Raw genomic sequence first — 24165 nt, 5'->3', positions numbered from 1 at the left:
GCGACATCGATTACTTTAGCCCACCCGCGCTCCCAGACGAAATCCGATTCGGGCGGGGCGCGGGTGGGGTTGTCAGGGGCGTTCGACCAGGGTGAGGAGGGTGGCCTCCGGGGGGCAGGCGAAGCGGACCGGGGTGTAGCGGCTGGTGCCGCAGCCCGCGGAGACGTGGAGGTAGGAGGTGTTTCCGCCGGAGGTGTGGGTGGAGAGGCCCTTCACCCGGTCGGTGTCCAGGTCGCAGTTGGTGACCAGGGCCCCGTAGAAGGGGATGCAGAGCTGGCCGCCGTGGGTGTGGCCCGCGAGGATCAGGGGGTAGCCGTCGGCGGCGAAGGCGTCGAGGGTACGGAGGTAGGGGGCGTGGACGACGGCGAGGGAGAGGTCGGCGTCCTGGTCCGGGCCGCCGGAGACCTCGTCGTAGCGGTCGCGCTTGATGTGGGGGTCGTCCAGGCCGGTGAAGGCCAGCTCCAGGCCGTCGATCTTGAGTCGGCCGCGGGTGTTGGTGAGGCCCGCCCAGCCGGCGTCGTCGAAGGCGTCCCGGAGGTCTTCCCAGGGGTTGTGGATCACCCCGGTGGCGGGCGGGTTCCCGTTCAGGCCGTAGCGGCCCTGGGCCTTCTCGAAGAGATAGCGGGCCGGGTTACGGAATGTGGGGCCGTAGTAGTCGTTGGAGCCGAAGACATAGACGCCCGGGAACTCCATCAGCGGTCCGAGCGCGTCCAGCAGCTCCGGGACACCCTCGGGGTCGGAGAGGTTGTCCCCGGTGTTGACCACGAAATCGGGGCGGAGGCCCGCCAGCGACTGGAGCCAGGCGCGCTTCTTGCGCTGGCCGCTGACCATGTGGATGTCGGAGACCTGGAGGACCCGCAGCGGGCGCATGCCCTTCGGCAGCACGGGGACGGTGATCCGCCGCAGTCGGAAGGAGCGGACCTCGATACCGGCCGCGTAGGCGACGCCCGCCGCGCCGATCGCCGTCAGGGCCAGGGGTACTCCGTAACGTGCGCGCATACGGTCCATCGTCGCAGACCCCTGTCGTACTCCTCCGGGCCGGGGCAGGCTTTTGGATCTTCGTCGCGGGGCGGACTCCGGGGCGGACTCGGGGGTGGACTCCGGGGCGGGGGACCGTACCGGGGCCCCAAGGGCCGTAACGGGCTTAATACAGGGCGGCCCGCCGCGCTCACCTGCCACACTTGTTCACATGACCACGCTCAAGTCCAAGCTGCACGACGACCTCATCGACGCGATCAGGGCGCGGGACGAGCTGCGCTCCTCCACGCTCCGCCTGACCCTTGCCGCCATCAGCAAGGAGGAGGTGTCGGGCAAGACCGCCCGTGAGCTCTCCGACGACGAGGTGCAGAAGGTGATCGCCCGCGAGGCGAAGAAGCGCCGCGAGGCCGCCGACGCCTTCGAGCAGGGCGGCCGGGCCGAGCAGGCCGAGCGGGAGCGGGCCGAGGGCGTGCTGCTCGACGGCTATCTGCCGCAGCAGCTGAGCGACGACGAGCTGACCGCGATCGTGGCCGACGCCGTCGCCGAGGCGAAGGCCGGCGGGGCCGAGGGTCCGCGGGCCATGGGCGCCGTGATGAAGATCGTGAACCCGAAGGTGGCGGGCCGCGCCGAGGGCGGCCGGGTCGCCGCCGTCGTCAAGCGGCTGCTCGCGGGCTGACCCGTACCGGCCGTCGTCAAGCGGCTGCTCACGGGTCGACCCGTACCGGCCGCGGCCAAGCGGCTCCCCGCGGGCCGACCCGTACCCGCATCCGTACCCGTACCGGCAGCCGCATCCGCAGCCGCATCCGCAGCCGCATCCGCAGGGCCACGGATACGCCGAGGGCCCGGCTCCCCCAGGGGGAACCGGGCCCTCGCGCTGTTCAGGGGCGGTCCGTGATCAGTCCCAGCCGCCGTTCCGGCCGCCCTCGTTCTCGCCGTCTCCCCCGCCGACTCCGGCGGAGCCACCCGTGCCGGGGTTCCCGTCGCCGCCGGGAGTGCCTTCGCCCCCGTCGGGCCCCTGGACCCCGGTGCCCGGACCGGCGCCGGTGCCCGGGTCGCCGCCCGAGGTGTTGTCCCCGCTGCCGCCGTCCGTGCCCTCGATGCCGTTCTCGGGAACGGTGATCCCCGGAATCTCGGTGTCGCCGGGCTTGGCGTCGGTGTCGCCGTCCCCGTCGCCGTCCTCGTCGATGTCACGGTCGAAGCCGCCGGTGTCGCCGTCCTCGCCCGGACGGGTGGTCGACTCCGGCTGGGGGATGGTCACGGTGGTGAAGTTCGGGGCCTCCCGGCCCTCCAGCGCCCCGGTCATCGCGAGGTTCCAGATCGGGCCGGGGACCTCGCCGCCGAAGACCTTCGGGTAGTACTGACCGCCGATGGTGACGCCGAACATCTCCACCTGCTGGGTGGGCGAACCGACCCAGACCGCGCCGGAGAGGTTCGGGGTGTACCCGACGAACCAGGCGTTCTTCCGGCCGTCCGTCGTACCGGTCTTGCCCGCGTTGTCCCGGCCCGAGAGCCCGGCCTTGGAGCCCGTACCGTTGTCGGAGACCACACCGCCCAGCAGGGTGTTGATGGTGTCAGCGGTCCGCTCGGTCATCGCCCGGTCACAGGTGGACTTGGGCACCCGCAGGCTCTCGCCCTCGGCCGTGCGGATCGAGGAGATCGCGATCGGGGTGCAGTACGTACCCCGGTTGGCGAAGGTGGCGTAGGCGCTGGCCATGGTCAGCGGGGACATACCCGTCGAACCGAGGGTCAGCGGCGCGGGCGCGACCGGCAGCTTGTCGCCGTTGCCCTGGATCACGCCCATCTTGTCGGCCAGCTCGACCACCGGGCAGAGCCCTATGTCGTCGATCATCTCGATGAAGTACGTGTTGACGGAGAGCTCCATCGCCTTCTGGAGCCGGTACGGGCCCTTCTCCGAGGTGTTCTCGTTCTGGAGCCGCGCCGCCTGGTCGTTCACCCACATCTTGCCGTCGCAGGCCGGGATGGAGGCCGGGTAGAGCATGGAGTACGGCGAGGGGTACTCCTGGCTCGCCGGCTTCCCCTCCTCTATGGCCGCCGCGGCGACGAAGGGCTTGAAGGTCGAGCCGACCGGGAAGCCGAAGGCGGAGCCGCCGTACTCCTGGTCGACCGAGTAGTTGATCTGGGTCTCGTTCTTGTTGAAGCCGTACGGGCGGGACTGGGCCATGGCCATGACCTTGCCGGTGCCCGGCTCGACCATGGAGACCGCGGAGGCGACCGAGTCGTCCTGGTCGACCTTCTCCTCGATCGCTTCCTGGGCGGACTTCTGCGCCTGCGGGTCCAGGGTGGTCTTGATGGTCAGACCGCCGCGATTCCAGATCTTGGCCCGCTCCTCCTTGGTCTTGCCGAAGACCGGGTCGGAGAGGAACGACTTCTGGACGTAGTCACAGAAGAACGCGGCGCCGTTCACCGCGGTGATGCAGCCGTTCCGCGGCCGGCTCACCTTGAGTTTGATGTCGGCGGCCTTCGCCTTGTCCGCCTCCGCCTGGGTGATGTCACCGACATCGGCCATGCGCTGGAGGACGAGGTTCCGGCGCTTCTTGGCCTCTTCCGAGTCATTGACCGGGTCATACCGGCTGGGGGACTGGACAAGACCGGCCAGCATCGCCGCCTCGCCCAGCTTCAGATCCTTGGCCGACTTGGTGAAGTAGCGCTGTGAGGCGGCCTCGATGCCGTAGGCCTGCTGACCGAAGAAGGTGATATTGAGATAGTTCTCCAGAATCTTCTTCTTGCCCAGCTCCTCCTCGATCTGGATCGCGTACTTCAGCTCCTGGATCTTCCGGCCGAGGGTCTGCTGGGTCGCCTCGGCGACCTTCGCCGGGTCGTCGCCCGCCTCCTCCACGAAGACGTTCTTCACATACTGCTGGGTCAGTGTGGAAGCGCCCTCGGCGACACCGCCGCTCGTCGCGTTCTTGTTGAGCGCCCGCAGCACACCCTTGAGGTCGATGGCGCCGTGCTCGTAGAAGCGCGAGTCCTCGATCGCGATGATCGCCTTCTGCATGTACGGGGAGATGTCCTTGAGGGGGACGACCGTACGGTCGCGCGAGTACACCGAGGCGATCAGCTCTCCGTCGGCGTCCAGGATGGTGGTGCGCTGGCTGAGCGGGGGCCGCTTGAGGTTGGCGGGGATCTCGTCGAATCCCTTGACCGTCCCCTTGGCCGCCAGGCCCAGCACTCCCGCGGCGGGCATGGCGATACCCGCCAGCACCGCTCCCGCGAGCACACTGACACCGAGGAACTTGGCGGCTTGTTGGGTCCCGGTCAGACCACCACCGGAGCGCTTCTTTGGCATGTAAGGGAGCCTACGTTCTCGTTCGCCGGACACATGTATAGGCCGTGGCCTAAGCTGCTCTCAACAGTCACAGCAGTGCGGTTTTGTATCAGGGTATTCCTGGAATCCAGGCCAGGTCACAGGGTGTCTGTAGCAATTTCGTAGCAAGTCTCCTGTGTCGGCCCGAGGGCGTCGCCGCACACCGCATAGTCACAACGGCAGGAGCGACCAGGTAAGCGGAATCCGGCAATCCGTGTCCGAATTCTAGATAAACCTGAGCTATGCACCGTCGATCGGGCGTCTGTGGCGGGGCGGTATGCCGCTATATGGGCCCTATGTCCTCCATGTCTTCAGGTCACTCCCCTGGGTGATCTGACGCGTACGCATAGTCCGTTCGGGCCATTCAAGATTGGGCCCGAAGGGGGTGTTGCGCTGTGTCCGCCTTCCGTAACGTCCTCAACTGGCAGCGGTGAATATGCCGCTGCCGCCGTGGGGGAGCCTCGATTCGGGAGAGGACGGCGCCGGGATGGGCTGGGTAACCGACTGGAGTGCGCAGGCAGCCTGCCGCACTACCGATCCGGATGAGCTGTTCGTACAAGGGGCAGCGCAGAACAGGGCCAAGGCGGTGTGCACCGGATGTCCGGTGCGGACGGAATGCCTGGCCGACGCTCTCGACAACCGCGTGGAGTTCGGCGTCTGGGGCGGAATGACCGAACGGGAACGCCGTGCGCTGCTGCGCCGGCGCCCCACCGTCACCTCGTGGCGGCGTCTTCTGGAGACGGCGCGTACCGAGTACGAACGCAGCGCGGGCATTCTGCCTGTCGGGCTCGACGACGACGAGACCTATGAGACCTACGCCGCGGTGGGGTGAGCCCTCGCACGCCCTTCGGATACGGCCGATCCCGTGACCCGGCGTCCGGCCGTGCCCCCTGCTTCCCCGCCTGATCGGCGCGGTCGGGAGCGTATCCACCATGGACATCTCCTCCATGTCCGTGCCCGCCCGGGGATCGGATCACCCCGGCTCCACGCTGCTTTCCGTGGAGTTGCCCGTACCGCCGTCCGCGTCCGCGTCCGCATCCGCGTCCGTACCCGCGAGCCGGTCGCCGATGGCCCGCAGCCCCGCCAGATCGTGCACATCGCCGGGCAGCGCGCCCACCTGCGCCACCGCCACCTCGGGATGGAGAGCGGTGAAGCGGTCACGGGTCCGCTGCTCGCGTACGAGCACCTGCATCCTTTCGGCGTGCAGGCGCAGCAGCCCGGCCGTGAGCTGCTCGACGGACAGCTCATCGGGGGACGGCCGCTCAGGGGCGGGACCCTCCGGCGCGGTGGGGGAACCTGGGCCGGACGGTGCCGTGTGGTCAGACGGTGCCGTGTGGTCAGAGGTCTCGTGGGTCTCGTGGATCTCGGGGGTGTCGCACTGCTCGGGGGTGTGCGTCGGCTGCTGGGGGGTGCGTGCCGGGGCGTGACCCACGGGCGGGGCTTCGGGAGAGGCGCCCGCGGTCTCACGAACACCAGTCTTCCCTACCCCCTGATCGACAATGCCGTTTCCGTCAAGATTTTCTGACGTAATTTCCGAGGCAAGGATTTCGGCCGCCGCCAGTGCGCGCTCCGCCGAGAGCCGGTCGGCATCGCTGCCATGGACACGGTTCAGCACCAGCCCGGCGAGGGGCATGTCCTCCTCCGCCAGTCGCTCCACGAAGTACGCGGCCTCCCGCAGCGCGTCCCGCTCCGGGGCCGCCACCACCAGGAACGCGGTACCGGGCGCCTGGAGCAGCCGGAAGGTGGCGTCGGCGCGGGTGCGGAAGCCGCCGAACATGGTGTCCATGGCCGTCACAAAGGTCTGCACATCGCGGAGCAGCTGACTGCCCAGCAGCTTGCCGAGCGTCCCCGTCATCATCGACATACCGACATTCAGGAACTTCATCCCGGCCCGGCCGCCCATGCGCGCCGGAGCCACCAGCACCTTGATCAGCTTGCCGTCCAGGAACGAGCCCAGCCGTTTGGGGGCGTCCAGGAAGTCCAGGGCGCTGCGCGACGGGGGAGTGTCGACCACGATCAGGTCCCACTCGTCGCGGGCCCTGAGCTGGCCGAGCTTCTCCATCGCCATGTACTCCTGCGTGCCCGCGAAGCCGGCCGACAGGGACTGGTAGAAGGGGTTCTCCAGGATGGCGCGGGCCCGCTCGGGGTCCGCGTGGGCCTCGACGATCTCGTCGAAGGTCCGCTTCATGTCGAGCATCATGGCGTGCAGCTCGCCACCGGACCGCCCCGGGGCGGGGGCGTCGTTCGCTATCCCCTTCACCCGGCGCGGCGTGTTGTCCAGCGAGTCGATCCCCAGCGACTGCGCCAGCCGGCGCGCCGGGTCGATGGTCAGCACCACCACCCGCCGGCCCCGCTCGGCCGCCCGCAGCCCGAGCGCCGCCGCCGTCGTGGTCTTGCCGACGCCTCCCGAACCGCAGCAGACGATGATGCGTGTCGCCGGGTCGTCGATGAGCGGGTCGATCTCCAGCGGGGTCGCCGACGCGTCCAGGGTCATGAACCGGTCCCTTGCTTCCGCAGTTCCTTCGCCAGCTGGTAGAGCCCGGCCAGATCGACCCCCTCGCTCAGCAGGGGCAGTTCGTACGACGGCAGCTCCAGGCGGTTCAGGGCGGCGCGCTGCTCGCGCTCCAGACCGACCCGCTGGGCGTGCTCCGCCGCCTCGTCGAGCAGCGGCTCGACCAGCCCGGCGGCGCCGGTCACCCCGGCGGCCGTGAGGGCCTTGGCGATCTCGTCGCGCCGGCCGCCCGAGGCGCCGCGCAGGGCGTCCCCGTCCAGCAGCTGCGGCCGGACCATGTTCACGATCACCTGGCCGACCGGGAGATCGGCCGCGCGCAGCTCGGCGACGCCGTCCGCGGTCTCCTGGACCGGCATCTCCTCCAGCAGGGTCACCAGATGGACGGCGGTCTGCGGGGACTTGAGCACCCGCATCACGGCCTGGGCCTGGTTGTATATGGGCCCGAACTTCGCCAGCCCGGCGACCTCGTCGTTCACGTTCAGGAAGCGGGTGATCCGGCCGGTGGGCGGGGCGTCCATGATCACGTAGTCGTATGTGTACGAGCCCTGCTTGGTCCGGCGGCGCACGGCCTCGCACGCCTTGCCGGTCAGGAGCACATCCCGGACGCCCGGGGCGATGGTCGTGGCGAAGTCGATGGCGCCGAGCTTTTTGAGGGCCCGCCCGGCGCTGCCGAGTTTGTAGAACATCTGGAGGTAGTCGAGGAGTGCCCGCTCGGCGTCGATGGCCAGCGCGAAGACCTCACCGCCCCCGGAGGAGACGGCGATCTTCCGCTCCTCGTAGGGCAGCGCCTCCGTCTCGAAGAGCTGGGCGATGCCTTGCCTCCCCTCCACCTCGACGAGGAGAGTCCGCTTTCCCTCGGTCGCGAGGGCGAGCGCGAGGGCGGCGGCGACCGTGGTCTTACCGGTGCCACCCTTGCCGCTGACGACCTGGAGCCTGCTCACACATTCGAGCCTAACCAGTCGCGCGGCGCCCTACGCACAGGCGGTGTGCGGGCTGCGTCACGCCGGAGTGCGCCCCGAGTGCGCTCGGAGCGTGCCGGAGCGTGTCGGGGTGCAGCCCGGGGTACGTACGGGGTACGTACGGCGGGGGCCGTCGTGACCCGGCCTCATGCCGAAGCGCCGCGCCGCTACGGCTACAGTCGGCTCCATGACCAAGTGGGAATACGCGACCGTGCCCCTTCTCGTGCACGCGACCAAGCAGATTCTGGACAACTGGGGCAGCGACGGCTGGGAGCTGGTCCAGGTCGTACCCGGCCCCAACCCCGAGCAGCTCGTGGCCTACCTGAAGCGGGCGAAGGAGTCATGAGCGGCGCCGTCGAGGCACGCCTCGCCGAGCTGGGGCTGAACCTGCCGGACGTGGTGCCTCCGCTGGCGGCGTACCAGCCGGCCGTGGTCTCGGGCCCGTATGTGTTTACCGCGGGTCAGCTGCCGATGGTGGAGGGCAAGCTTCCGGTCACCGGCAAGGTGGGCGCGGAGGTCACCGCCGAGGAGGCCAGGGAGCTGGCCCGGGTGTGCGCGCTGAACGCGCTGGCCGCGGTGAAGTCCGTCGCCGGGGATCTGGACCGGATCGCCCGGGTGGTGAAGGTCACCGGCTTTGTGGCGTCCGCGGCCGACTTCACCGGGCAGCCCGGTGTCCTCAATGGCGCCAGTGAGCTGCTGGGCGAGGTGCTCGGTGAGAAGGGCGTCCACGCGCGCAGCGCCGTGGGTGTCGCGGTGCTTCCGCTGGACGCGCCCGTCGAGGTCGAGATCCAGGTCGAGCTGGTCCAGGGCTGACGCCCCGGGTCAAAGGCCCCGTACCCGCCGTTTCTCCGGTGGGTACGGGGCCTTTCCGCTGCCCTGCGGCCGGAGCGGTGCCATCGGTTCCACCGGCCCGGCCTCATCGGATCCGCTGTACGGCAAACGCTTGCACTTCTCTTGACGTGGCACTGTCAGCGGGTGTCCTCTGTTCATGGTTAGGAACGTTTCCTATCCATCTGAACGATCGATCTGAACGATCCATCCGAGCAGTCCATCGGAACGGCCAAGGGCTCTCGCCGGGCCCCCCACCCGCTCCACCCAGCGCGCACCCCGTCGTCGTTCCCGCGGCAGCCACCCCCACCGAGCCACCGACCCAGGGAAACGCCGCTCCACCGGCAGTGACGGACGCCATCGGACGCCACCGGACGCCGACGAACGATCCATGCGCCCCATGCACCCCGTGCACGTCGTCCCCGATCGTGGAGGGATCAGTGGCATCATTCCCCCGCCGCCGCCACCCCCGTCGCTCGCGCAGAGCGATCGGCACCCTTCTGGCCGCGGCCACCGCACTGCTCACCATGGCCCTGCCGCCGCTCAGCCATGCCGAGCCGGTGCCGGTGTCCGACCGGGACCGGGCGGCCCCGGTCCGGTACGAGGCCGAGACCGCGACCATCTCGCAGGGCGCGGTCGAGTCCAACCACACCGGCTACTCCGGCAGCGGCTTCGTCAACTACACCAATGTCGCCGGAAGCTATGTCGAGTTCACGGTGAACGCCCCCGCCGCCGGTCCGGCGACCCTGGTCCTGGGCTTCGCCAATGGCACGACCGGCGACCGCCCCCTGGACATCTCCGTCAACGGCGGCGCCGCGACCAACCTGGTCTTCGCCCCCACCAACGGCTGGACCAACTGGTCCACCAGGACCACCACCCTCACCCTCCGGGCGGGCAGCAACACCGTCCGGGCCGCCGCCACCGCCGCCGAGGGCGGGCCCAACCTCGACTATCTCGATGTCACCGCGTCCGACGGGCCGGTCGGTACGGACCACGAGGCCGAGACCGCGACCATCTCCCAGGGCGCCGTGGAGTCCAACCACGCCGGCTACTCCGGCAGCGGCTTCGTCAACTTCCAGGTCGTGACCGGCGCCTATGTGGAGTTCACCGTGAACTCACCCCAGGCGTCCAACGCGAAGCTGGACCTCCGCTACGCCCTCGGGGCCACCGCCGCCCGGGCCCTGGACATCACCGTGAACGGGAACACGGTCGCCGACGACCTCTCCTTCCCGTCCACGGGAGCCTGGACCACCTGGCAGACCGTCCCGGTGCCCCAGGCCACCCTCCAGGCGGGGATCAACAAGATCCGCGCGACCACGTCCTCGGGCGACGGACCCAACCTCGACAAGCTCACCGTCACCGCGACCGGCCCCGCCGACAGCGAGCGGCCGACCGCCCCGGGCAATCTCCGCAAGGACAAGGAGCCGACCGTCTCCACCGTCTCCCTGGCCTGGGACGCCGCCGGTGACAATGTGAAGGTCGTCGCGTACGACATCTACCAGCACGGCCAGCACATGAAGGCGGTCGACGGGGACACCCTCGCCGCCACCGTCACCGGTCTGGAGCCGGAGACCTCGTACGACTGGACCGTCTTCGCCCGGGACGCCGCCGGGAACGTCTCCGTCGCCAGCAACGCGGTGACCATCGCCACCCTGCCCGCCCCGCCGGACACCGAGCCGCCGACGGCACCGAGCGGACTGCGCTCCCCCGGGAAGACCGCGACCAGTGTCGATCTCGCCTGGACCGCCTCCACCGACAATGTGCGGGTCACCGGGTACGAGGTCTTCCGCGACGGCACCCTCGCCGAGAACGCCGACGCCACCACCGCCACGGTCGCCGGGCTGACCGCGAACACCGCGTACACCTTCAAGGTCCGCGCCTATGACCTCAAGGGCAACCGCTCCGCCTTCTCCCCGGAGATCACCGTCACCACCGGCGGCTCCCAGCCCGGCGGGGTCCCCGACCCCGGTCCCGTCTCCACCCTGGCCAGCGGTGTCGATGTCGCCTGGGGCCTGGCCTTCCTTCCCGACGGTACGGGCGTCTACACCGAGCGGAACACCTTTAATGTCCACCGGCTCACCAAGTCGGGCCAGAAGACCCTGCTCGGCAAGGTCCCCAACTCCCAGACCACCGGTGGTGAGGGCGGTCTGATGGGCGTCGAGGTCAGCCCCGACTTCGCCACCGACCGCTATCTGTACTTCCTCCACACCTCCTCCGAGGGCAACCGGATCGCCCGGATGAAGCTGGAGACCAACAACACCCTCACCGGGTACACCGTGCTGCTGCGCGGCATGGACAAGAGCCGGTTCCACAACGGCGGACGGCTGCGCTTCGGCCCCGACGGCAAGCTGTACGCCTCCATGGGCGACGCCCAGGGCCCCAGCAAGGCCCAGGACCGCAACTCGCTCAACGGCAAGATCCTCCGGATCAACCAGGACGGCAGCATCCCGTCGGACAACCCCTTCGGCAACGCCGTCTGGTCGATGGGCCACCGCAACCCGCAGGGCATCGACTTCGACTCCAGGGGCCGGCTCTGGCAGGCCGAGTTCGGCGACGGGACCATGGACGAGGTCAACCTCATCCAGAAGGGCGGCAACTACGGCTGGCCCGGCTGTGAGGGCACCGGTGGCAGCTGCTCCGGCTATATCGCCCCCAAGAAGACCTGGCCGACCTCGGCGGGCTCGCCCAGCGGCCTGACGATCATCAATGACCATGTCTTCGTCGCGACCACCCGGGGTGAGCGCGTCTACCGGATGCGCATCGACTCCTCCAGCAACCTCGTGGAGCAGAAGACGTACTTCCAGGGGACCTATGACCGGCTCCGTACGGTCGAGGTCGACCACGACGGCGACATCTGGCTCACCACCTCGGCGGACAAGGACGGCACCGCGAACAACGACCGGGTCCTGCTGATCGACATCGTCTACTCCGGTGGGCCCCCGGCCCCCGACTTCAAGCTGACCAGCGGCGCCTTCAATGACAACGGAAGCATCCCCGCCCGCTTCACCTGCGCCGGGGACGGTTCGGCGGGCCAGGACCCGTCACCGCCGCTGGCCTGGGGAGCGGGCAGCACCGGAGCACGGGGGTACGCCGTCGTCTTCGCGGATGTCGCCAACAACGGCAACAAGCTGCACTGGGCGATCTGGGACATCCCGCCGACCAGGCTCTCCCTGCCCGAGGGGCTGGGCGCGGGCTTCGCCGTCCCGGGCCAGGACGGGGCGAAACAGAAGGCCATGGGCAGCGGCGCCAACTCCCAGAAGTACTTCGGCCCCTGTCCCGGTGGCTCGACCCACCCGTACACCTTCACGCTGTACGCGCTGAACACCGCCACCGTGCCCGGGCTCGGTTCCGGCTCCTCGATGGCCCAGATCGAGACGGCCATCAAGAGCGCGAGCACCGCGAATGTGAAACTGCGCGGCAACTCCAACGCCGCCGCGTAACCCCGCACCCGGAACGGGAGGAACGGAACAGCAGGAATGGATGGGAAGAGGGGCGGCCCGGAGTACCCGGCCGCCTCTCGGCCCGTCCCGGGGCGGTCTCCCGTCTCGTTCATATGTTCCACGTGAAACATCGGCCGACCGGGTCCGCCATGACGGCCATGGGGCACCGCATCGGTGACCACTCGAACATCCGGGCCCGAACGTCTAGCATCCGGCCATGTCCCAAGGTCAGTGGTACCCAACGGATTGGCCGGAGCGGGTCCGGGCGCACGCACGCGGCGAGCTCATCCCCGTACCGCCCCGGCGGGCGGCGACGGTGATGCTGCTGCGTGACACGGCGGCCGGCCACCCCGTCGTCCATATGCTGCGGCGCCGGGCCTCGATGGCCTTCGCCGGTGGAATGTACGCCTACCCCGGCGGCGGAGTGGACGCGCGGGACGCCCGCCCCGTCCGCTGGGCCGGTCCCTCCCTCGCCGACTGGGCCGGCCGGCTCGGGGTGGACGAGGGGTCCGCCCAGGCCATCGTGTGCGCGGCGGTCCGCGAGACCTTCGAGGAGGCGGGCGTCCTGCTCGCCGGCCTCACCCCCGACACGGTGATCGCGGACACCACCGGCGAGGAGTGGGAGGACGACCGCCGGGCCCTGGTCGACCGTGAGCTGGCCTTCGCCGACTTCCTGGACCGCCGGGGGCTGGTGCTCCGCTCGGATCTGCTGGGGGCCTGGGCGCGCTGGATCACCCCCGAGTTCGAGGCGCACCGCTATGACACCTGGTTCTTCGTCGCCGCCCTCCCCGAGGGGCAGCGCACCCGGGATGTCTCCACCGAGGCGGACCGTACGGTGTGGATCACCCCCGCCGAGGCCATCGCGGGCTACGACCGGGGGGAGCTGCTGATGATGCCGCCCACGGTCTCCACCCTGCGTGCGATCACCCCGTACACCCGGGCCTCCCAGGCACTGGACGCCGCCGGTGACCGGGATCTGACGCCCGTACTGGCCACGGCCAGGATGGAGGGGGACGAGGTGGTGCTCACCTGGCCGGGGCACAAGGAGTTCACCCGGCACATCCCGATGGGAGGCTCCTGATGACCGAGGCGGCGGCGCTGCCCGGACGGCCCCGGGATTCCGTGGCATCGGGACCGGCCACCGAGCGGGCGGTGGGCGTCCTGGCGCCGAACCCGTCCGCGATGACCCTCGACGGCACCAATACCTGGGTCCTCGCCGAGCCGGGCTCCGGACTGGCCGTGGTCGTGGACCCCGGCCCGCTCTACGAGGGGCATCTGCGGAAGGTGATCGCCGTCGCCGAGGAGCAGGGCAGGCGGATCGCCCTGACGCTCCTCACCCATGGCCACGCCGACCACTCCGACGGCGTGGCGCGCTTCGCCGAGCTGACCGGAGCGCCGGTGCGGGCCCGCGATCCCCTCCCCGGGACGACCGGCGAAGGGCTCGGGGCGGGCGAGGTGATCCGGGTCGGAGGGCTGGAGCTGCGGGTGGTGGCCACCCCCGGGCACACCGGGGACTCGCTCTGCTTCCATCTCCCCGCCGATGGCGCCGTGCTCACCGGTGACACCGTCCTGGGCCGGGGGACGACGGTCGTCGCCCATCCGGACGGGCGGCTCGGCGACTATCTCGACTCCCTGCGGCGGCTGCGGGCGCTCACCGTGGACGAGGGGGTACGGACGGTGCTGCCGGGCCACGGCCCCGTGCTGGAGGACGCACAGGGCGCGATCGACTTCTATCTGGCGCACCGGGCCCATCGGCTCGCCCAGGTGGAGACGGCGGTCGAGAACGGGCATCGCACGCCCGAGGAGGTGGTGGCCCTGGTCTACGCGGAGGTGGACCGGGTGCTCTGGCCCGCCGCCGAGCTGTCCGTACGGGCGCAGCTGGAGTATCTGACGGAGCACGGGCTGATCTGAGCCCGCCGCCCGTGCCGTACCTCCTGGGGGCGGCCGGGGACGCCGGTACGCATGACCGAGGGCCACCCGGGACGCCCGGGTGGCCCTCAGTCGTACGCGTCATGTGCTCACCCGGCCGCCCCCCGCCGCGCGAGGCTCAGCGGCGAACGGTGGTGGGCGAGGCTCAGCGGGAGCGCTTGGCGAGCCGCTCCACGTCCAGCAGGATCACGGCACGGGCCTCCAGCCGCAGCCAGCCGCGCTGGGCGAAGTCGGCGAGCGCCTTGTTCACGGTCTCGCGGGAGGCGCCGACCAGCTGGGCCAGCTCCTCCTGGGTCAGATCGTGGACGACATGGATGCCTTCCTCGGACTGGACGCCGAAGCGGCGCGACAGATCGAGCAGGGCACGGGCCACCCGGCCCGGCACATCGGAGAAGACCAGGTCGGACATCTGGTCATTGGTCTTCCGCAGCCGGCGGGCCACGGCGCGCAGCAGCGCGGTCGCGACCTCGGGGCGGGCGTTCAGCCAGGGCTGGAGGTCGCCGTGGCCCAGTCCGAGCAGCTTGACCTCGGTGAGGGCGGTGGCGGTCGCGGTGCGCGGGCCCGGGTCGAAGAGGGACAGCTCACCGATCAGCTCACCCGGACCGAGGACGGCCAGCATGTTCTCGCGGCCGTCGGGGGAGGTGCGGTGGAGCTTGACCTTGCCCTCGGTGACCACATAGAGGCGGTCTCCGGGGTCGCCCTCGTGGAAGAGCGCGTCGCCGCGGGCGAGCGTCACCTCACTCATCGAGCCGCGAAGCTCCGCGGCCTGCTCGTCATCGAGCGCCGCGAAGAGCGGGGCGCGCCGCAGAACGTCGTCCACGAGTTCTCTCCTTGTCGACCTGCTCAGGGACCGTGGCCCCCCATGATGCCGGACCGCACGACGCCGCTCCGGCATCATCGGGGGCCACCGTGTGGACCGGCTTGTCCCCCGGGGACCCATGGCAAGTAAATATTCGTGCGATCAATCACAACAAGTCTGACGCACTGGAGTGTCTGTTCGTGCGGCAGGGGCCCGATTGGGTCCGTATTACCGGTGGCCGGGGCGGATGTCAGTGGTGGGCCGTAGGCTTGCCGGGTGTCCAATTCGCCGGTGAGAGCGCAGGCCAAGGGGGCTGGACGAGTGTCGGCCAAGCAGAATTCCGCTGTGGGCGAACAGCGGCCGAACGGTGTGCGAAAAGCCGCATATCGCGCCAATTCCTCCAGCAAGCCCGAATCGCGGCTGGCCATGGTCCGGCGTGCCCGCCGGATCAATCGCGAGCTGGCCGAGGTCTACCCCTACGCCCATCCCGAGCTGGACTTCCGCGACCCCTTCGAGCTGCTGGTCGCCACCGTGCTGTCGGCCCAGACCACCGATCTCCGGGTCAACCAGACCACGCCCGCGCTCTTCGCCGCGTACCCCACCCCCGAGGACCTGGCCGCCGCCGTCCCCGAGGAGCTGGAGGAGATCATCCGGCCCACCGGCTTCTTCCGAGCCAAGGCCCGCTCGCTGATCGGCCTCTCCACGGCGCTGCGGGACGACTTCGGCGGTGAGGTGCCCGGCCGGCTGGAGGACCTGGTCTCGCTGCCCGGAGTGGGGCGGAAGACCGCCTTCGTCGTGCTGGGCAATGCCTTCGGCGTCCCGGGGATCACCGTCGACACCCATTTCGGGCGGCTGGTGCGCCGCTGGAAGTGGACCGAGCAGCAGGATCCGGAGAAGGTCGAGGCGGAGATCGCGACGATCTTCCCCAAGTCCGAGTGGACGATGCTCTCCCATCGGGTGATCTTTCACGGCCGCCGGATCTGCCACGCCCGGAACCCCGCCTGCGGCGCCTGCCCGATCGCCCCGCTCTGCCCCTCGTACGGCGAAGGGGAGACCGACCCCGAGAAGGCGGCCAAGCTGCTGAAGTACGAGAAGGGCGGCCGGCCGGGCCAGCGGCTGAACCCGCCGCCGGACTACCCGGGCAGCCCCGCCCCGCCGCTCGCCCCCGCCGCCGGGGAGGCCGGATGATCCCGCGGACCCGGACCTCGCGGACCCGGACCTCGCGGATGCCGGGGCTGCCCGCGACAGCGCGGCCGGCGCGAGCGGAACGATCCGGGACTCCCGGGGCGTTGTGACGGAGGGGGTGCCCATGCGCGCGGGAGAAGAGACATACGGCAGGTCCGGCGGTGCCGGTACGGACAGTGGTGGCCGCCCGGCCGCGGCGGATTCCGCCGCGCCACCGGTCACGGCCGACGGGCTGCCCGCCTGGCTCGACCCCGTCGCCCGCTTCGCCGACACGGTCCGCCCCCGCCAGCTCAGCTCCTTCCTCCCGCCGAGGGACGGCGGCGGCCGTCAGTCCGCCGTCCTGATCCTCTTCGGTGAGGGCGCCCACGGCCCCGAGCTGCTGCTGATGGAGCGGGCCGGGACCCTCCGCTCACACGCGGGCCAGCCCGCCTTCCCCGGCGGGGCGCTCGACCCCGGTGACGGCGACCCCGCCACCACCGGGCCGCTGCGGGCCGCCCTGCGCGAGGCCGAGGAGGAGACCGGGCTCGACCCCGCCGGTGTCCAGCTCTTCGGGGTGCTTCCCCGGCTCTACATCCCCGTCAGCGGCTATGTGGTCACCCCGGTCCTGGGCTGGTGGCGCGAGCCCAGCCCGGTCGGCGCGGTCGACCTCGCCGAGACCGCCCGGGTCTTCACCGTCCCCGTGGCGGATCTCACCAACCCCGCCCATCGCGGTACCGCCGTCCACCCACAGGGCCGCCTCGGCCCCGCGTTCGCCGTGCAGGAGGCCCTGGTCTGGGGTTTCACCGCAGGTCTGATCGACCGGCTGCTCCACTACGCGGGCTGGGAGCAGCCCTGGGACCACGATCGGCGACTCCCGCTGGAGTGGCACGCATGACAGGCTGACCTCCGGAAAGGCGCCGGAGCGGGGCCCAGCGCGGGACACCGTGCCGGACCTCCCGGCGGGGACCGGGCCGGGAGGACGGACCGTCCGGCGTCGACGGCGATGAATCTGCGAGGCAAATGACGGTGAATGTGCTGGACATCCTGCTGCTGGTCGCCGCCGTGTGGTTCGCGGTCATCGGATACCGCCAGGGATTTGTCGTCGGCATCCTGTCCGTGAGCGGCTTCCTCGGCGGTGGGCTCATCGCCGTCTATCTGCTGCCGCTGATCTGGGACCAGCTGACGAACAAGTCCGAGGTGTCCACCACCGCCGCGGTCGTCGCCGTCGTCATCGTGATCGTCTGTGCCTCCGTGGGCCAGGCGTTCACCACCCATCTCGGCAACAAGCTCCGGCGGCACATCACCTGGACCCCCGCCCGGGCGCTGGACGCCACCGGGGGCGCGCTGGTCAATGTGGTGGCGCTGCTGCTCGTCGCCTGGCTGATCGGCTCCGCCCTCGCCGGGACGGCGCTGCCCACCCTGGGCCGGGAGGTCCGCAGCTCCAAGGTGCTCCTCGGAGTCTCCCGGGTGATGCCGGAACAGGCGTTCACCTGGTTCGACGACTTCTCCTCGGTCCTCGCCCAGAATGGACTGCCCCAGGTCTTCAGCCCGTTCTCCAATGAGCCCATCACCGAGGTCCGGCCCCCCGACCCGGCGCTGGTCGGCAGCCCGGTGGCGGCCCGTGCCAAGCAGTCCATCGTCAAGGTGATGGGCACCGCCCAGAGCTGCAACAAGTCCCTGGAGGGCACCGGTTTCGTCTTCGGTGACCGCCGGGTCATGACCAACGCCCATGTCGTGGGCGGTGTCGAGGAGCCCACCGTGCAGATCGGCGGCGAGGGCCGGCGGTACGACGCCAAGGTCGTGCTGTACGACTGGGAGCGGGACATCGCCGTCCTGGACGTCCCCGATCTGCGCGCCGAACCACTGGAGTTCGCCCGGGGCGACGCGGACTCCGGGGACGGCGCCATCGTCGCGGGCTTCCCGGAGAACGGCGCGTACGACGTCCGCTCCGCCCGTGTGCGCGGCCGGATCAACGCCAGTGGCCCCGACATCTACCACCGGGGCACCGTCCGCCGCGATGTCTACTCGCTCTACACCACCGTCCGCCAGGGCAACTCCGGCGGTCCGCTGCTCACCCCGGAGGGCAAGGTGTACGGCGTGATCTTCGCCCGCTCGCTGGACGACCCCGACACGGGGTACGCCCTGACCGTGGACGAGATCACCGAGGACATCCGCGCGGGGCTGGCGGCGAACCAGCAGGTGGACACGGAGGGGTGCGCCCTCTGACGGAGGGGCGCGCTCCGGCCGGCCGGTCCCCGGCGCACCGCGCGGATGCCACCGGAGCGCCGCTCAGTGGCGGGTGTGCCGCAGTCTCGCGGACATCCATCGTGCGCGGCGCCGCAGAATGCGCGGAATGCCGATGCCCTGTGCCGAGTCGTCATGGCTCCGGCCCTGGGGACCGTCACCGCTGTGGGTGCTCGGTCCATTGACCGAGCGACGGTTGCGTGCCGCGTCACCGTAGTCGTACGTCCAGCCCATACCGGGACGTGTGCCCGTGCCTCAAGGTCCGTAACCGTGTCAGGGGCGCCCAATTGGCGTATGCGCCGGGCAATTGGCGGTTCGATGGACAGATGTTCAGAAATGCTGCCCGGACTGCCCCGTTCGGGTGACTGATGGAGGTGGGGCCCGGCTCCGGCGCACGGGGTGATCTCACGCGAGCCCGGCAACACCCATAAGAGACGATCTAGCGGCGGTCGGGCTCCGGGTCCTTCAGCCAGTTGATCAGCTCCGTGGAGAAGGCCACCGGGTCCTCCTCATGAGGGAAGTGACCGAGGCCGTCGAAGAGCCGCCAGCGGTAGGGCGCCTCGACATACTCGCCGGAACCGGCCGCGCTGCGGGTCCGCATCACCGGGTCCATCGAGCCGTGCAGATGCAGGGTCGGCACCCGCAGGGGCCGCTTCATCCGGCGGTTGAACTGGATGCCGTCCGGCCGCGCCAGTGAGCGCACCATCCACCGATAGGGCTCGATCGAGCAGTGCGCCGTTGACGGGATGCACATCGCGCGCCGGTAGACATCCAGCGCCGGCTCGTCCCAGGCACCCGGCCCGGACCACTCGCGGATCAGCTCGGCGACCAGCGCCCCGTCGTCCGCGACCAGCCGCCGCTCCGGCAGCCAGGGCCGCTGGAAGCCCCAGACATACGATCCGGCGCGGGTCTGGGAGAAGTCCGAGAGCATCGCCGAACGCCAGCGGCGGGGGTGCGGCATCGAGGAGACGACCAGCCTCCGCACCAGCTTCGGCCGCATCACCGCCGCCGTCCACGCCAGATATCCGCCCAGGTCGTGGCCGACGATCGCGGCGTCCGGCTCGCCGAGGGAGCGCACCACGCCGGTGATGTCGAGGGCGAGGTTGGCGGGGTCGTACCCCCGGGGCGTACGGTCGCTGCCGCCCACGCCGCGCAGATCCATGGCGACCGCGCGGAAACCCGCCTCGGCGAGCGCGGGCAGCTGATGCCGCCAGGCCCACCAGAACTGCGGGAAGCCGTGCAGCAGCAGAACCAGCGGGCCGTCGCCCATCTCGGCGATATGGAAGCGGGCGCCGTTCGCCGCCACATCGCGGTGGGTCCAGGGACCCTCGATGCGGACGGGGCTTCCATTACCGGTGTCAGGGGCGGTCATGCTCATGAGCGTGCCACAACCCGGACGCCCATGTGGTCTCCGGCTCGGGCGGTCACCGGCCGGGGGAGCCCCGGGGTGACCGATCGGGAACCGGCCACTGCGGACCGGTCCGGATCTGGCCAGCATGGCCGGCATCCGGAGGGACCGGTCGGGGCCGGGTCAGGGTCCGGAGGGACCGGTCAGGGACGGGTCAGGCGGGGATCCTGGTCTCCGCCTCGGGCGCCCGGGGGTGCGGCTTCACGTTCTGGAGCACGGCGGCCGTCTCCTTCGCCGAGGCGATGGACCGCTCCGGCGGCTTGACCTTCTTGAACTTGGAGATCGCCAGCAGCGCCAGCAGGACGGCGATCAGGACGAAGGCGCCACCCACGATCAGGAACGACCAGGCGAGGCCGAGTCCCAGATTGTGGATCCCGTACGCCGCCGCGAAGCTGAACACCGGCAGCGAGAAGAGGGCCAGGACCCCCGCGATACCTATGGCCAGCGAGCCGGTGACACCGCGCTTGACGTCCTGCCGCAGCTCCGCCTTGGCCAGCGCGATCTCGTCATGGACCAGCGCGGACATCTCGGCGGTGGCCGAGGCGACCAGTTGGCCGAGGCTGCGCTCGACGCCGATGCCGGGGTCGCTGCTCATCTCCGCTCCTCTTCTCGAATGCTCAAGGGTTCTGGGTTCCGTGTCTCCGGTCCGTCATCAGATCATGCCCGAAGGCCTCCGTCACCCTGCGACGCCCCCGAGACTTCGGCAAGCCGGCGATGCTCGGCCGCCTTCTTCTCATAGATCTCGGCCATCCGCAGGTGATACTCGGGATTGTCCTGTTCATAGACATCCGGGATGCCGTCCTGGTCCTCGTCGCGCTCCTCGGCCTCGTAGAGCGAGCGGTGGACCCGTACCCGCAGCTTGAGCAGGACCGTGGCGAGCAGCGCGGCGATCAGGGAGCCGATCAGCACCGACGCCTTGATCTCGTCGGTGAGCGCCGGGTCGCCCGCGAAGGCGAGTTCGCCGATCAGCAGGGAGACCGTGAAGCCGATACCGGCGAGGGTGGCGACGGCGAACACATCCGGCCAGGCCAGATCCTCGTTCAGCTCGGCCCTGGTGAAGCGGGCGGCGAGCCAGGTGCCGCCGAAGATGCCCAGCGCCTTGCCGAGCACCAGACCGAGGACCACACCCAGGGTCTCCGGACGGGTGAAGACCCCGCCGATGGCCTCGCCGGAGAGGGCGACACCCGCCGAGAAGAAGGCGAACAGCGGCACGGCGAGCCCGGCCGACAGCGGGCGCACCAGATGTTCGATGTGCTCGCCGGGGGAGTGCTTCTCGCCTTCGCGCCGGGTGCAGCGCAGCATCAGGCCCATGGCGACACCGGCGATGGTGGCGTGGACGCCGCTGTTGTACATCAGCCCCCAGACGGCCAGGGCCAGCGGGACGTAGATGTACCAGCCGCGTACGCCCTTGCGCAGCAGCAGCCAGAAGACGGCGAGCCCGACGACGGCGCCGCCGAGTGCGGCGAAGTTCAGCTCGCTGGTGAAGAAGATCGCGATGATCATGATCGCGAAGAGGTCGTCCACCACGGCGAGGGTGAGCAGAAAGGCGCGGATCGCGGAGGGCAGCGAGGTGCCGATGACGGCGAGGACCGCGAGGGCGAAGGCGATATCGGTGGCGGTGGGCACCGCCCAGCCGTCCAGGGAGCCGTCGCCGACCACATTGACCACGGTGTAGACGAGGGCGGGTGCGGCCATGCCGCAGATCGCGGCGATCACGGGGAGGGCGGCGGCCCGGGGGTCGCGCAGCTCTCCGGCGACCAGCTCCCGCTTCAGTTCGATTCCGGCGACGAAGAAGAAAACGGCGAGGAGGCCGTCGGCCGCCCAGTGCTGGAGGGAGAGGTCGAGGCCGAGCGAGGCCGGGCCTATATGGAAGTCCCGTACGGCGTCATAGCTGTCGCTCAGGGGGGTGTTGGCCCAGATCAGCGCGGCTATCGCGGCCAGGAGCAGCAGTACGCCGCCGACGGTCTCGGTGCGCAGGGCGTCCGCGACGAAGGTGCGCTCGGGCAGGGAGAGCCGGCCGAGGAAGCGGCGGGGAGCGGGGGTGCGGGTGGGGGCCATCGGGGTGAACCTCCGGTCGGTCGGGCAGGGCAGATCACATGCCGACCAGACTTCCCGGCGCACCTTTCGATTCTTGTCGCGTCCTTGACGCTTTCCTTACTTTACCCATGAGCACAAGAGGGGCGGTGCGGCGGGTCAGGGGGGACATGCCGGTACACAGTGAGTGAAGTCGGCCTTCCCCTCCACCCTAGGGAGGGCCCCGGGTGTCCGCCCCCGGTACGCGGACGCCCTCCCCTGGTGCGGCTGGTGCGCCTGGTGTGCCTGGCGGAACGGGAACGGGCACCCGTGGCGTGGTGCCGCCGGGTGCCCGCTGCTCCGGTACGTCTGCCGCGTACCGGCGCCTCCGTTCCGCCGCTCGCTCAGTCCTCCGAGGAGGCGCTCGGGAGCTTCGCCTGGATCAGGTCCATCACGGACGAGTCGGTGAGCGTGGTGACATCGCCCAGCTGGCGGTTCTCGGCCACATCGCGGAGCAGTCGCCGCATGATCTTGCCGGAGCGGGTCTTCGGCAGTTCGGCCACCGGGAGCACCCGCTTGGGCTTGGCGATCGGGCCGAGGGTGGCGCCGACATGGTTGCGCAGCTCGGCCACGAGATCGGCGTCCTCGGCGGAGGCCTGGGCCGAACCGCGCAGGATCACAAAGGCGACGATGGCCTGTCCGGTGGTCTCGTCGGCCGCGCCCACGACGGCGGCCTCCGCGACCTTGGGGTGCGAGACCAGGGCGGACTCGACCTCGGTGGTGGAGATGTTGTGGCCGGACACCAGCATCACGTCGTCGACCCGGCCCAGCAGCCAGATGTCGCCGTCGTCGTCCTTCTTGGCGCCGTCGCCCGCGAAGTACTTGCCCTCGAACCGCGACCAGTAGGTGTCGATGAACCGCTGGTCGTCGCCCCAGATCGTGCGCAGCATCGACGGCCACGGCTCGGTGAGGACCAGATAGCCGCCCCCGCCGTTCGGTACCTCGTTGCCCTCGTCGTCCACGACGGTGGCGGCGATCCCGGGCAGCGGGCGCTGTGCGGAACCCGGCTTGGTCTCGGTGACACCCGGCAGCGGCGAGATCATCATCGCGCCGGTCTCCGTCTGCCACCAGGTGTCCACGACCGGGGTCCGGTCGGCGCCCATGTGCTTGCGGTACCAGATCCACGCCTCGGGGTTGATCGGCTCACCGACCGAGCCGAGCACCCGCAGGCTGGACAGATCGAACTTGGCGGGGATGTCGTCTCCCCACTTCATGAAGGTCCGGATCGCGGTCGGCGCGGTGTAGAGGATGGTGACGCCGTACTTCTGCACGATCTCCCAGAACCGCCCCTGGTGGGGGGTGTCGGGGGTGCCCTCGTAGATCACCTGCGTGGCGCCGTTGGCCAGCGGCCCGTAGACGATGTACGAGTGGCCGGTCACCCAGCCGATGTCGGCGGTGCACCAGTAGACGTCCGACTCCGGCTTCAGGTCGAAGACGGCGTGGTGGGTGTAGGACGCCTGGGTCAGATAGCCACCGGAGGTGTGCAGGATGCCCTTGGGCTTACCGGTGGTGCCGGAGGTGTACAGGATGAAGAGCGGGTGCTCCGCGTCGAATGCCTCGGGGGTGTGCTCGCTGGACTGGCGGTCCACGATGTCGTGCCACCAGACATCGCGGCCCTCGGTGACGGCGGTGTCCTCGCCGGTCCGCCGCACCACGAGGACATGCTCGACCTGGGGACACTTGGTGAGTGCCTCGTCGATGGCGGGTTTGAGCGCGCTGGGTTTGCCCCGGCGGTAGCCGCCGTCGGCGGTGATGACCAGCTTGGCGTCGGCGTCCTGGATCCGGGAGGCCACGGCGTCGGCGGAGAAGCCGCCGAAGACGACCGAGTGGGCCGCGCCGATACGGGCGCAGGCCAGCATCGCGACCACGGCCTCGGGGATCATCGGGAGATAGACGGCGACCCGGTCGCCCTTGCGGACACCCAGCTCCGTCAGGGCGTTGGCGGCGCGGGAGACCTCGTCCTTGAGCTGGGCGTAGGTGACCGCCCGGCTGTCCCCGGGCTCGCCCTCGAAGTGGATCGCGACCCGGTCGCCGTGACCGGCCTCGACATGACGGTCGACGCAGTTGTACGCGACGTTCAGCTTGCCGTCCGCGAACCACTTGGCGAAGGGCGGATTGCTCCAGTCGAGGGTCTCGGTCGGCTCCGTGGCCCACGTGAGCCTGCGGGCCTGCTCGGCCCAGAAGCCGAGCCGGTCCGCCGAGGCCTGCTCATACGCCTCCGCTGTGACATTGGCGTTCGCCGCCAGCTCGGACGGCGGCGCGAAGCGGCGTTCCTCTTTCAGAAGGTTGGCCAGGCTCTCGTTGCTCACGACATCTCCCTTTCCCAGGGCGTCCTCTGTGGGGATGGGTCCGAGGCCATAGCTCATCAGCCGAAGGGCCTGGGTGACAAGGCTTTCCGGCTATTGGTTTAGACCTGTCGTGCCCATCCCGAGGATCCGGCCCCAGGATGCGGAAGTCCCCGTACCGTCCAGTGTGTCGGAGGTTCTCCCGGTGCGTCGCTGTTCCA

The 24165-nt window shown here is 70.2% G+C and carries 20 protein-coding genes; 10 read left to right on the top strand and 10 right to left on the bottom strand.

The genetic code is table 11. The features are described 5' to 3' along the window. Positions 1-72: 72 nt before the first annotated feature. Complete coding sequence (locus ABT354_RS05845) at positions 73-999, bottom strand: metallophosphoesterase (RefSeq protein WP_351489565.1); 927 nt, start codon at positions 997-999, stop codon at positions 73-75. Positions 1000-1189: 190 nt separating this feature from the next. Between ABT354_RS05845 and ABT354_RS05840 the strand changes: the two genes are divergently transcribed. Continuing rightward, on the top strand, positions 1190-1654 hold the full coding sequence (locus ABT354_RS05840) for a GatB/YqeY domain-containing protein (protein ID WP_351489562.1): 465 nt from the start codon (positions 1190-1192) through the stop codon (positions 1652-1654). Positions 1655-1873: 219 nt separating this feature from the next. On the opposite strand, the gene ABT354_RS05835 is transcribed toward ABT354_RS05840, so the two are convergent. Then, on the bottom strand, positions 1874-4285 hold the full coding sequence (locus ABT354_RS05835) for a transglycosylase domain-containing protein (protein WP_351489559.1): 2412 nt from the start codon (positions 4283-4285) through the stop codon (positions 1874-1876). 505 nt (positions 4286-4790) lie between these two features. Between ABT354_RS05835 and ABT354_RS05830 the strand changes: the two genes are divergently transcribed. After that, the gene (locus tag ABT354_RS05830) at positions 4791-5135 is read left to right on the top strand and encodes a WhiB family transcriptional regulator (RefSeq protein ID WP_177149633.1); all 345 of its coding nucleotides are present in this window, start codon (positions 4791-4793) and stop codon (positions 5133-5135) included. Positions 5136-5276: 141 nt separating this feature from the next. On the opposite strand, the gene bagB is transcribed toward ABT354_RS05830, so the two are convergent. Both bagB and bagA read right to left on the bottom strand, forming a co-directional pair. Next, positions 5277-6797, bottom strand: coding sequence for an ATPase BagB (bagB, locus tag ABT354_RS05825; RefSeq protein ID WP_351489556.1), 1521 nt, complete (start codon positions 6795-6797; stop codon positions 5277-5279). Next, positions 6794-7756: an ATPase BagA gene (gene bagA, locus ABT354_RS05820; RefSeq protein WP_351489554.1), complete on the bottom strand. Its 963-nt coding sequence runs from the start codon at positions 7754-7756 to the stop codon at positions 6794-6796. Before bagA ends, bagB begins: the two co-directional genes overlap by 4 nt. 205 nt (positions 7757-7961) lie before the next feature. Here bagA and sp36 point away from each other — a divergent pair, with 205 nt between their 5' ends. The 5 genes from sp36 (at position 7962) to ABT354_RS05795 (ending at position 13953) form a co-directional block, all read left to right on the top strand. Beyond that, positions 7962-8120, top strand: coding sequence for a Sp36 family protein (gene sp36 / locus ABT354_RS05815; protein WP_351489551.1), 159 nt, complete (start codon positions 7962-7964; stop codon positions 8118-8120). After that, positions 8117-8587, top strand: a complete 471-nt coding sequence (locus ABT354_RS05810) for a RidA family protein (protein WP_351489548.1) — start codon at positions 8117-8119, stop codon at positions 8585-8587. The genes sp36 and ABT354_RS05810 overlap by 4 nt, the downstream gene beginning before the upstream one ends. A 542-nt stretch (positions 8588-9129) precedes the next feature. Continuing rightward, positions 9130-12042, top strand: a complete 2913-nt coding sequence (locus ABT354_RS05805; RefSeq protein WP_502983347.1) for a PQQ-dependent sugar dehydrogenase — start codon at positions 9130-9132, stop codon at positions 12040-12042. Positions 12043-12259: 217 nt separating this feature from the next. Further along, complete coding sequence (locus ABT354_RS05800) at positions 12260-13123, top strand: NUDIX hydrolase (protein WP_351489544.1); 864 nt, start codon at positions 12260-12262, stop codon at positions 13121-13123. After that, complete coding sequence (locus ABT354_RS05795; protein WP_351489541.1) at positions 13123-13953, top strand: MBL fold metallo-hydrolase; 831 nt, start codon at positions 13123-13125, stop codon at positions 13951-13953. The genes ABT354_RS05800 and ABT354_RS05795 overlap by 1 nt, the downstream gene beginning before the upstream one ends. A 163-nt stretch (positions 13954-14116) precedes the next feature. Here ABT354_RS05795 and ABT354_RS05790 read toward each other — a convergent pair whose 3' ends face one another. Beyond that, a complete protein-coding gene (locus ABT354_RS05790) occupies positions 14117-14791 on the bottom strand; it encodes a Crp/Fnr family transcriptional regulator (RefSeq protein ID WP_003956804.1) in 675 nt (224 codons plus the stop codon). A 405-nt stretch (positions 14792-15196) separates the two neighbouring features. Between ABT354_RS05790 and nth the strand changes: the two genes are divergently transcribed. The 3 genes from nth (at position 15197) to ABT354_RS05775 (ending at position 18160) form a co-directional block, all read left to right on the top strand. Next, positions 15197-15958 (top strand): endonuclease III, encoded by a 762-nt coding sequence (gene nth, locus ABT354_RS05785; RefSeq protein WP_351490151.1) that lies wholly within the window; start codon positions 15197-15199, stop codon positions 15956-15958. 121 nt (positions 15959-16079) lie between these two features. Then, a complete protein-coding gene (locus ABT354_RS05780; RefSeq protein ID WP_351489538.1) occupies positions 16080-16829 on the top strand; it encodes an NUDIX hydrolase in 750 nt (249 codons plus the stop codon). Positions 16830-16960: 131 nt separating this feature from the next. Then, positions 16961-18160, top strand: a complete 1200-nt coding sequence (locus ABT354_RS05775) for a MarP family serine protease (RefSeq protein WP_351490150.1) — start codon at positions 16961-16963, stop codon at positions 18158-18160. A gap of 63 nt (positions 18161-18223) precedes the next feature. Here ABT354_RS05775 and ABT354_RS05770 read toward each other — a convergent pair whose 3' ends face one another. From ABT354_RS05770 to acs, 5 genes are all read right to left on the bottom strand, one after another. Beyond that, complete coding sequence (locus ABT354_RS05770) at positions 18224-18412, bottom strand: hypothetical protein (RefSeq protein ID WP_351489535.1); 189 nt, start codon at positions 18410-18412, stop codon at positions 18224-18226. Positions 18413-18617: 205 nt separating this feature from the next. Continuing rightward, positions 18618-19550 carry an alpha/beta fold hydrolase gene (locus ABT354_RS05765; RefSeq protein ID WP_502983333.1) on the bottom strand — a complete coding sequence of 311 codons (933 nt, stop codon included), beginning with the start codon at positions 19548-19550 and terminating at the stop codon, positions 18618-18620. Between the two features lie 190 nt (positions 19551-19740). Next, on the bottom strand, positions 19741-20181 hold the full coding sequence (locus ABT354_RS05760; protein ID WP_351489531.1) for a phage holin family protein: 441 nt from the start codon (positions 20179-20181) through the stop codon (positions 19741-19743). A 62-nt stretch (positions 20182-20243) separates the two neighbouring features. Further along, a complete protein-coding gene (gene nhaA / locus ABT354_RS05755) occupies positions 20244-21644 on the bottom strand; it encodes a Na+/H+ antiporter NhaA (RefSeq protein ID WP_351489529.1) in 1401 nt (466 codons plus the stop codon). 359 nt (positions 21645-22003) lie between these two features. Continuing rightward, positions 22004-23968: an acetate--CoA ligase gene (acs, locus tag ABT354_RS05750; RefSeq protein ID WP_351489527.1), complete on the bottom strand. Its 1965-nt coding sequence runs from the start codon at positions 23966-23968 to the stop codon at positions 22004-22006. Positions 23969-24165: the final 197 nt, after the last annotated feature.

It is taken from the genome of Streptomyces sp. NPDC000594 (assembly GCF_040299965.1).
In the GTDB taxonomy this organism is placed as follows: Bacteria; Actinomycetota; Actinomycetes; order Streptomycetales; family Streptomycetaceae; genus Streptomyces.
Note: the sequence above shows the minus strand (reverse complement) of the source record. Positions and strands in the feature narration are given on the sequence as shown.

Coding starts and splice junctions, on each gene's coding strand:
- ABT354_RS05845 (WP_351489565.1), bottom strand. CDS start 999: ATGCGCGCACGTTACGGAGTACCCCTGGCCCTGACGGCGATCGGCGCG.
- ABT354_RS05840 (WP_351489562.1), top strand. CDS start 1,190: ATGACCACGCTCAAGTCCAAGCTGCACGACGACCTCATCGACGCGATC.
- ABT354_RS05835 (WP_351489559.1), bottom strand. CDS start 4,285: ATGCCAAAGAAGCGCTCCGGTGGTGGTCTGACCGGGACCCAACAAGCC.
- ABT354_RS05830 (WP_177149633.1), top strand. CDS start 4,791: ATGGGCTGGGTAACCGACTGGAGTGCGCAGGCAGCCTGCCGCACTACC.
- bagB (WP_351489556.1), bottom strand. CDS start 6,797: ATGACCCTGGACGCGTCGGCGACCCCGCTGGAGATCGACCCGCTCATC.
- sp36 (WP_351489551.1), top strand. CDS start 7,962: ATGACCAAGTGGGAATACGCGACCGTGCCCCTTCTCGTGCACGCGACC.
- ABT354_RS05810 (WP_351489548.1), top strand. CDS start 8,117: ATGAGCGGCGCCGTCGAGGCACGCCTCGCCGAGCTGGGGCTGAACCTG.
- ABT354_RS05805 (WP_502983347.1), top strand. CDS start 9,130: ATGGCCCTGCCGCCGCTCAGCCATGCCGAGCCGGTGCCGGTGTCCGAC.
- ABT354_RS05800 (WP_351489544.1), top strand. CDS start 12,260: ATGTCCCAAGGTCAGTGGTACCCAACGGATTGGCCGGAGCGGGTCCGG.
- ABT354_RS05795 (WP_351489541.1), top strand. CDS start 13,123: ATGACCGAGGCGGCGGCGCTGCCCGGACGGCCCCGGGATTCCGTGGCA.
- nth (WP_351490151.1), top strand. CDS start 15,197: ATGGTCCGGCGTGCCCGCCGGATCAATCGCGAGCTGGCCGAGGTCTAC.
- ABT354_RS05780 (WP_351489538.1), top strand. CDS start 16,080: ATGCGCGCGGGAGAAGAGACATACGGCAGGTCCGGCGGTGCCGGTACG.
- ABT354_RS05770 (WP_351489535.1), bottom strand. CDS start 18,412: ATGGGCTGGACGTACGACTACGGTGACGCGGCACGCAACCGTCGCTCG.
- ABT354_RS05765 (WP_502983333.1), bottom strand. CDS start 19,550: ATGACCGCCCCTGACACCGGTAATGGAAGCCCCGTCCGCATCGAGGGT.
- ABT354_RS05760 (WP_351489531.1), bottom strand. CDS start 20,181: ATGAGCAGCGACCCCGGCATCGGCGTCGAGCGCAGCCTCGGCCAACTG.
- nhaA (WP_351489529.1), bottom strand. CDS start 21,644: ATGGCCCCCACCCGCACCCCCGCTCCCCGCCGCTTCCTCGGCCGGCTC.